7 protein-coding genes and 1 pseudogene are annotated in these 8,014 nt (G+C 73.3%); 6 read left to right on the top strand and 2 right to left on the bottom strand.

What is annotated here, in order from left to right:
- Window positions 1–250: pseudogene (locus tag FOE67_RS10275) on the top strand (GNAT family N-acetyltransferase); the annotation flags it as partial.
- Between the two features lie 24 nt (window positions 251–274).
- Here the strand turns inward: FOE67_RS10275 and FOE67_RS10270 are convergent.
- A complete protein-coding gene (locus FOE67_RS10270) occupies window positions 275–1,003 on the bottom strand; it encodes a glycerophosphodiester phosphodiesterase (protein WP_182662788.1) in 729 nt (242 codons plus the stop codon).
- A 295-nt stretch (window positions 1,004–1,298) separates the two neighbouring features.
- On the opposite strand from FOE67_RS10270, the gene FOE67_RS10265 reads away from it, so the two are divergent.
- The 3 genes from FOE67_RS10265 to FOE67_RS10255 all read left to right on the top strand — a co-directional run bounded on the left by FOE67_RS10265 (window position 1,299) and on the right by FOE67_RS10255 (window position 4,933).
- The gene (locus FOE67_RS10265) at window positions 1,299–2,720 is read left to right on the top strand and encodes a DUF6421 family protein (protein ID WP_194444129.1); all 1,422 of its coding nucleotides are present in this window, start codon (window positions 1,299–1,301) and stop codon (window positions 2,718–2,720) included.
- A gap of 250 nt (window positions 2,721–2,970) precedes the next feature.
- Window positions 2,971–3,759: an SDR family NAD(P)-dependent oxidoreductase gene (locus FOE67_RS10260; RefSeq protein ID WP_182662786.1), complete on the top strand. Its 789-nt coding sequence runs from the start codon at window positions 2,971–2,973 to the stop codon at window positions 3,757–3,759.
- A 109-nt stretch (window positions 3,760–3,868) separates the two neighbouring features.
- Complete coding sequence (locus tag FOE67_RS10255; RefSeq protein WP_182662790.1) at window positions 3,869–4,933, top strand: threonine aldolase family protein; 1,065 nt, start codon at window positions 3,869–3,871, stop codon at window positions 4,931–4,933.
- Between the two features lie 60 nt (window positions 4,934–4,993).
- Here the strand turns inward: FOE67_RS10255 and FOE67_RS10250 are convergent, their stop codons facing one another.
- Window positions 4,994–5,704 (bottom strand): lysophospholipid acyltransferase family protein, encoded by a 711-nt coding sequence (locus FOE67_RS10250; RefSeq protein WP_182662784.1) that lies wholly within the window; start codon window positions 5,702–5,704, stop codon window positions 4,994–4,996.
- A 422-nt stretch (window positions 5,705–6,126) separates the two neighbouring features.
- Here FOE67_RS10250 and FOE67_RS10245 point away from each other — a divergent pair, with 422 nt between their 5' ends.
- Window positions 6,127–6,912, top strand: coding sequence for an electron transfer flavoprotein subunit beta/FixA family protein (locus tag FOE67_RS10245; RefSeq protein WP_182662782.1), 786 nt, complete (start codon window positions 6,127–6,129; stop codon window positions 6,910–6,912).
- Between the two features lie 66 nt (window positions 6,913–6,978).
- The gene (locus FOE67_RS10240; protein ID WP_182662780.1) at window positions 6,979–7,941 is read left to right on the top strand and encodes an electron transfer flavoprotein subunit alpha/FixB family protein; all 963 of its coding nucleotides are present in this window, start codon (window positions 6,979–6,981) and stop codon (window positions 7,939–7,941) included.
- Window positions 7,942–8,014: the final 73 nt, after the last annotated feature.

The raw sequence follows: 8,014 nt of genomic DNA, 5'->3' as shown, positions 1-8,014 counted from the left end.
GAGGGTGCTGGCCCGGGCCGAACGGGTCGCGGCGGGGGAGTGGGGCGCCGGGCGGATGGAGATGACGGTCATCTCGCTGCGCTCGGACCTCATCGCCTGGTACGAACGGCGCGGATACCGCCGCACGGGTCGGATGACCCCTTTCCCCTACGGGGATCCCCGCTTCGGTCTGCCCCGGCGGCCGGATCTGCGGTTCGAAACCCTGGTCAAGGACCTTTCCGCGGCCGGGACCCGGATCCTCCGTCCCTGACCCGGTTCCCCGGCGCGACCCCGATCAGCGGCCCGCGGCCGGGGTGGTGACCGGCCTTCCGATCCCCCCGGGGGGAAGGTCGCGGGCGGCGGTCACGATCGCGGGTTCGTCCGTGACCACGCCGTCCAACCCCAGCTCCACCACCCGGGCCAGGTCGGCCGGCGTGTTCACGGTCCACGCGATGACGGCCACCCCGGCTTCCCGACAGCGCTCCACGACCCCGGCGGTCAGCTCCGGGAGTTCGCAGGAGACCATGTCGGCCCCCGCGGCGAGGGCCCGTTCCGCCGCCCGCGGGGTGGACCGGCCGGTGACGACCGCGATCGCGATGTCGGGCAGCAGGGCCCGGGTGGCCCGCAGCGCCTCGTCGTGGAAGGAGATGACCCGCACCCGGTCGTGCAGGGACCGCTCGGTGACGATCCCCGCCAGCACCTCGGCGGCGGCGGGGTCCTTGATCTCGGCCTGGATCGGCAGATCCACCTCCTCGACCACCTCGGTGAACAGGGGGATCCGCTCGCCGGCGCCCGCGTCCAGGGCGCGCAGGTCGGGCAGGTCGAGATCCGCGACGCGGCCGGTGCCGTCGGTGGTGCGGTCCACCGTGGTGTCGTGCATCACCACCAGTCGGCCGTCCCGGCTCAGGTGCAGGTCCAGTTCGATCACGGCCACGCCCTCGGCCCGGGCCCGTCGGAAGGACCGCAGGGTGTTCTCCGGTTCGACCCCCATCAGGCCCCGGTGTCCGACGGTGAGCAGGGGCATGGCCGGTCGTCTCCCGGAGGTGGGTCGGAGGGGCGCCGCCCGGGCCCGGGCGGCGCCGCCACCCTAGACCGGGCCCGGCGCCCCCGGGGTCGACGCGCGCGAAGGTCATCCGGAATTCATCCGCTTCTTCTCCCGTCGTCGCCCCGGTTGACGGGAGGATCGACGTGATAAATGCCTCCGAGCCGCAAGGTTTACGGCTTCAGCGGTTGTGAGGGCTCCGACTTGCCGGTTACGGTGCTGCCACGCGAAAAGTTTTCGCGCGAACGCGGTACTCGGTGGAAGGTGAGGAGAGACCATGGCGGGTCAGTCGGTTTCCGTGTCCCCGGTGGAGGCGTCCCCGCGACCCCCGGCGGTCGGGGAGACCGGTGGGCGGGTCGTGGACCACCCCGCCTGGCCGGCGCTGAGGGCGGCGGTGGAGGAGATCCGGGCGGCCCAGTCCGCCGACGGGTCCATCGCCCCGGCCGGGGAGGGCGTCCCGGAGCGGGGGCGGCTGCGCGCCCTGGTGGAGGAGGTCGTGGAGGGGGTCGGGCGACTCTCGCCGCTCATGCCGCACGACGCGGCCTACCACCGCGCGCTCGTCGGGGACCTGCGGCGCTGGGCCCGGGAGGACTTCGGCGTCCCGGACTTCCTCGACTCCCTCACCGCCTTCGAACCCGCCCGGGAGCGGCGGGACGGTCGGCAGCACCTGGCGCTGTTCCCCATGTACACCCAGAACGGCAACCCCGACCGCAACCTGGAGGCCGTGGTCTTCCGGCTGGTCTGGCCGGAGTGGTTGGCGGAGCTGGAGCGCAGCCGTTACGACAACCCGCTCTTCCTGGGCATCGCGTTCGAGGACTTCACCCCGGGCTACGACACCCACTCGGCGGTGCTCTTCCCGGAGACGGTGGCGGTTCGGGAGGTACCGGCCCGGTACACCTGGGGCGGGATCTTCTGCGACCGGGAGGCGGCCCGTTTCCGCCGCGTGGTGAGCGCCGCCTGCGAGGTCACCCGGTTGGAGCTTCCCGAGGAGGTCCGGGGGCTGCTCACCGACCAGCAGCGGTGCCTGGAGACCTTCGTGCTGTGGGACATGATCCACGACCGCACGCACAGCCACGGCGACCTGCCCTTCGACCCCTTCATGATCAAGCAGCGACAGCCGTTCTGGATGTACGGCCTGGAGGAGCTGCGCTGCGACCTCACCGCCTTCCACGAGGCGGGCCGGCTGGCGGCCGAGGGGATGCGCCAGGGCCGCGACATGCGGTGCGCCGTTCTCCTGGAGCGTCTCTTCCGCTTCCCGGTGACCGGTGAGCGACGACGCAACTACGACGGCCTGGGGGGCCAGTTGCTCTTCGCCTATCTGCACCGGCACGACGCCCTGCGGTGGACCGACAACCGCCTCACCATCGACTGGGACCGGGCGGCGGAGGTCACCGACCGTCTGCGCGGGGAGATCGAGACGCTCTACCGGGAGGGCATCGACCGTCCCAAGCTCGTCCACTGGCTCAAGGCCTACGAACTGGTCTCCGCGTACCTGGCACCGCATCCCGCCTCCACCTGGGCGAAGGGGCCGGAGGCACTGGACCTGTCGCTGCCGCCGCGCAAACTGGTCGACGACGTCCACCCCGACGAGTTCCCGCTGAGCCTGTTCTACGAGGCGCTGGCCCGCAAACTGCGCGCGGTGATCGAGTCCACCCGGGGCATCGTCCCCGACGACTCCCGCCCCGCCGAGGCGGCCTGACCCGCGGATCGCCGGCCCCCGGCGCCCCGGCACCCGCGCCCCGCGCGTGCCGGGGCGCGCCGGGGCGGACTCCCGGGGCGCGCCCGGATCCCCATCGGCGGATGATGGAGGTCACGGGCCTCCGGCGCGGGGTGTCGTGTCCCGTGCCGCCCGTTCCCGCCGGCCGATTCCCGGTCGGTTCGTCCCGCGCACCCCGCGTCCCCGACGGCCGGGTGCCCCAACGCCAGAATCCCGAGGAAGGGCGAGCGTCATGAGTGTTTCCGGAACGGACGGGCCGTCGCCGGCGGGGGGCCCGCTGGAGGGGGCGGTGGTCGCGGTCGCCGGAGCCGGTGGGCCCGCCGGCCACGCCGTCCTGCTGCGGCTGGCCGAGGCCGGTGCCACGGTGCTGGCGGCCGACGCGGATCCCCTCCGGCTGGCGGAGGGGGTGGACGCCGCCCGCTTCGCCCACGGCGGGGCGACCGTCATCGGGGACACGGTCGACCTGCTCGACCCCGCCGCCGCGCGCCGCTGGGCCGAGCGGGCGGAGCGGGAGTTCGGCCGGGTGGACGGGCTGGTGCACCTCGTCGGCGGATGGCGTGGTTCGGCCTCCTTCGCGGAGACCGACCTGGCCGACTGGGAGCTTCTGCACAACCTGCTCATCCGCACCGTCCAGCACACCTCCCTGGCCTTCGCCGGTCCCCTGGAGCGGAGCGGCAACGGCCGGTACGTCCTGATCAGCGCGGCGGGCGCCGCCCGCCCCACGGCGGGGAACGCCGCCTACGCCGCCGCCAAGGCGGCGGCGGAGGCGTGGACCCTCGCCCTGGCCGACGCCTTCCGCAAGGCCGGTCGGCGGGCCGGTGGGGAGGGCGGACCGCCCGCCGCGGCGACCGTCCTCGTGGTGAAGGCACTGCTCCACGACGCGCTGCGCGCGGAGCGCCCGGACGCGACCTTCACCGGTTTCACCGACGTGCGGGACCTGGCCGAGGAGGTGCGCGCCCTGTGGGACCGCCCCGCGGCCGAGATCAACGGGCGTCGGGTCTCCCTGGTGCCGGAGTCCTGACCCGGGCCCCGGTCCCCGCCGGTCCGGCATCCGGCATCATCGTTGCCGGGGCGCCCACCGGCGTCCCGGTCCCCTTCCCGTTCCGCACCCCGAGCCCCGGGAGCCCGCCCTGCGCACCGACGCCCAACGCCGCCACGACCCCGCGGTCCGCGGCTTCGCCAGTGACAATCACGCCGGAGTCCACCCCGAGGTGCTGGCCGCCATCGCCCTCGCGAACGAGGGGCACCAGCCCGCCTACGGCGCGGACGTGTACACCGACCACCTCCAGCGGGTCGTGCGCAGCCACTTCGGGCCGTACGCCAGGGCCCACCCCGTCTTCAACGGCACGGGTGCCAACGTGGTGGCCCTGCAGGCGCTCACCGACCGGTGGGGGGCGGTGATCACCGCCGACTCCGCGCACATCCACGTCGACGAGTGCGGAGCGCCGGAACGGGTCGGCGGTCTGAAGCTGCTCACCGTGCCCACCGAGCACGGCCGGCTGACCCCCGAGCTGATCGACCGCGAGGCGTACGGGTGGGAGGACGAGCACCGGGCGACGCCGCAGGTGGTCTCCATCACGCAGAGCACCGAACTGGGAACGGTCTACACGCCGGACGAGATCGCCGCGATCTGCGAGCACGCCCACCAGCTGGGCATGCACGTCCACCTCGACGGTGCCCGGCTGGCCAACGCCGCCGCCTCGCTGAACCTCCCGATGAGGGCGTTCACCGACGTTCCGGGAGTGGACGCGGTCTCCTTCGGGGGCACCAAGAACGGCCTGCTGATGGGGGAGCTGGTCGTGCTGCTCAACCCCGACCTCGGCCGGCGGATCGAGCACATCCGCAAGCTCTCCATGCAACTGACCTCGAAGATGCGCTTCGTCTCGGTGCAGTTCGAGGCACTGCTCGCGGGGGAGCTGTGGCTGGAGGGGGCCCGGCACGCCAACACCATGGCGACCCGCCTGGCCGAGGGCGCCCGCGCGATCGACGGGGTGGAGATCCTGCACCCGGTGCAGGCCAACGCCATCTTCGCCCGCATCCCCCCGGAGGTCTCCCACCGGCTGATGAAGCGGTACCGCTTCTACTTCTGGGACGAACGCGCCGGGGACGTGCGCTGGATGTGCTCGTGGGACACCACCGAGGAGGACGTGGACGGCTTCCTCGCGGCCCTGCGCGAGGAGATGTCCCGCGGTTGAGGCGCCGGGCCCGCCGCCCGGGCCGTGGTGCCGGGCGGCGGGCCCGGCACCACCACGGGGTCAGTGGCCCTGCGGGAGCGGGGCGGTGCCCCCCAGGTGCGCGGGGAGCCACCAGGTGTCCCGCTCGTCGCGCGGGGTGCCCGGATACGCCCGCTGGGCGGCCTCCAGCAGTTCCTGGATCCGGGAGCGCAGCCGTGCGGTCACCTTCGTCGGGTCCTCCCGCGGGTCCACCTCCATCGGCGCCCCCACCCGGATGGTGATGGGGAAGTGGTTGCGCCGCAGGTCGCGGGGGTGCCCCTTGGTCCACAGCCGCTGGGTGCCCCACAGGGCCACCGGCAGCACCGGTACCCCCGCCTGCTGCGCCAGCCGGGCGGCCCCCGTCTTGAACTCCTTCAGGGTGAAGGAACGGGAGATCGTCGCCTCCGGGAAGATCCCCACGATCTCCCCCGACCGCAGGGCCCGCACGGCGTGCCGGAAGGCGTGCTCGCCCTGCTCGCGGTCCACGGGTATGTGCTTCATCGCCCGCATCAGGGGTCCGGAGACCCGGTGGCGGAAGACCGAGTCCTTGGCCATGAAGCGCACCAGCCGCCGGGAGGGGCGGGCGGTCAGTCCGGCGAAGACGAAGTCCAGGTATCCGATGTGGTTGCTGACCAGCACCGCCCCGCCGCGCCGGGGGATGTGCTCGGTGCCGCCGATGTCGAAGCGCAGGTCGAGCATCCGGAACATGGTTCGGGCGGCGCCGATGACCGGCGGATAGACGAGGTCTGCCATGGGGTACTGCCTGCTTCCTGCGGGGATCCGCGGAGGGGACGGGAACGGGTGGGCCCGCCGGTCGGGGGGCGGACCGGCGCGTGGTGCGGTGACCCGTCGCGTCCGCGGTGGGGTTACCGTTCGGTTTCCCGGACCCTAACCTACGCTTCCGTAACCCCGAACGGCGACGGGCCGGGGGGAGGCCGGCGCCCCGCCCCGCCGCACCGCCGGTCGGGTGGGTGTGCGACTGCCTCACCCACCCCCTCGCCGGGTAGGCAAGGTCACATGCGTCATTCTTGGCGGGGCGGGAACCAGTACGATGTACTGGCGAGTAACAAGGCGGGTGGATCATCCCCGGTGTCCCCGCCCGGTACGGGCCGTGGAGGCCGCATAGGCTGCCGGGAGAGGCAGCCCGAGGAGCACCGAGAGCTAGGAGAGCCGGCGTGAGCTTGAGGATCGTTGTCTGTGTGAAGTACGTGCCCGACGCCACCGGTGACCGGGGCTTCACCGACGAGCTGACCACCGACCGCGAATCCGTGGACGGTCTGCTCTCGGAACTCGACGAGTACGCCGTCGAGCAGGCCCTGCAGATCGCCGAGAGCGCCGACGACGCGGAGATCACCGTCCTGACCATGGGGCCGGAGGACGCCGGCGACGCACTGCGCAAGGCGCTGTCCATGGGCGCCGACAAGGCCGTCCACGTGGAGGACGACGACCTCCACGGCACCGACGTCTTCGGCACCTCCCTGGTGCTGGCCCGGGCCATCGAGAAGGTCGGCTACGACCTGGTGGTGTGCGGCATGGCCTCCACCGACGGCGTGATGGGCGTGCTGCCCGCGCTGCTCGCCGAGCGCCTGGGCGTGCCCCAGGTGACCCTGCTCTCCGAGGTGTCCGTCGCGGACGGCACGGTGACCGGCCGCCGGGACAACGACGCCGCCTCCGAGGAGCTCAGCGCCTCCCTGCCGGCCGTCGTCTCGGTGACCGACCAGTCCGGCGAGGCCCGCTACCCCTCCTTCAAGGGCATCATGGCGGCCAAGAAGAAGCCCGTGGAGACCCTGGACCTGGAGGACCTGGAGATCGAGGCCGAGCAGGTCGGCCTGGCCGGCGCCTGGACCGCGGTGGAGGACGCCACCGAGCGTCCCGCCCGCACCAAGGGCGAGATCGTCACCGACGAGGGCGAGGGCGCCAAGCAGTTGGCCTCCTTCCTCGCCGAGCGCAAGTTCATCTGACGACCGGCGCGCGGTCCGCGCCCCTCCCACCACCCCATTTCCCGGGCAACCCGCAGGAGCACTCCCATGGCTGATGTCCTCGTTCTGGTCGACCACGTGGACGGCGGCGTCCGCAAGCCGACCCTCGAACTGCTCACCCTGGCCCGTCGTCTCGGCGACCCCGTGGCCGTCCACCTCGGCCCCGGCGCGGACGCGGCCGCCCCGACCCTCGCCGAGTACGGCGCGGTGCGGGTCCTGACCGCCGACGCCCCCGAGTTCACCGAGTACCTGGTGGTCCCCAAGGTGGACGCGCTGCGCGCCGCCGTGGAGGCCGTCTCCCCGGTCGCGGTGCTGGTCCCCTCCTCCGCGGAGGGCAAGGAGATCGCCGCGCGGCTGGCGCTGCGACTGGACTCCGGCCTGATCACCGACGCGGTGGACGTGGAGGCCGGTGACGAGGGGCCGATCGCGACCCAGTCGGTCTTCGCGGCCGCCTACACCACCCGGTCCCGGATCACCTCCGGTACCCCCGTGATCACGGTCAAGCCGAACTCCGCCGCCCCCGAGGCGGCCCCCGCCGCGGGCACCGTGGAGCCGTTGGAGGTGACCGTCACCGAGGGCGGCGGTGGCACCCGGGTGGTCTCCCGCGCCGCCCGTGAGTCCACCGGACGCCCGGAGCTCACCGAGGCCGCGATCGTGGTCTCCGGCGGGCGCGGCGTCAACGGCGCCGAGAACTTCTCGATCATCGAGGAGCTGGCCGACTCCCTGGGGGCGGCCGTGGGGGCCTCCCGGGCCGCCGTGGACGCCGGCTGGTACCCGCACTCCAGCCAGGTCGGCCAGACCGGCAAGTCGGTCTCCCCGCAGCTCTACATCGCGGCGGGCATCTCCGGCGCCATCCAGCACCGGGCCGGCATGCAGACCTCCAAGACCATCGTGGCGGTCAACAAGGACGAGGAGGCCCCGATCTTCGACCTGGTCGACTTCGGCGTGGTCGGCGACCTCTTCCAGGTCGTGCCGGCGCTGACCGAGGAGGTCAGGACCCGCAAGGGCTGAGCACCCCGAGGTGGGGTCGGGCCCCGGTGCCGATGACGGCGCCGGGGCCCGACCCGTGTGCTCCCCTCCCCCC

Source organism: Streptomyces calidiresistens (genome assembly GCF_014141525.1).
GTDB classification, from domain to species: Bacteria; Actinomycetota; Actinomycetes; order Streptomycetales; family Streptomycetaceae; genus Streptomyces; species Streptomyces calidiresistens.
This window is presented reverse-complemented; position numbering and strand designations above follow the sequence as displayed.

Coding starts and splice junctions, on each gene's coding strand:
- FOE67_RS10270 (WP_182662788.1), bottom strand. CDS start 1,003: ATGCCCCTGCTCACCGTCGGACACCGGGGCCTGATGGGGGTCGAACCG.
- FOE67_RS10265 (WP_194444129.1), top strand. CDS start 1,299: ATGGCGGGTCAGTCGGTTTCCGTGTCCCCGGTGGAGGCGTCCCCGCGA.
- FOE67_RS10260 (WP_182662786.1), top strand. CDS start 2,971: ATGAGTGTTTCCGGAACGGACGGGCCGTCGCCGGCGGGGGGCCCGCTG.
- FOE67_RS10250 (WP_182662784.1), bottom strand. CDS start 5,704: ATGGCAGACCTCGTCTATCCGCCGGTCATCGGCGCCGCCCGAACCATG.
- FOE67_RS10240 (WP_182662780.1), top strand. CDS start 6,979: ATGGCTGATGTCCTCGTTCTGGTCGACCACGTGGACGGCGGCGTCCGC.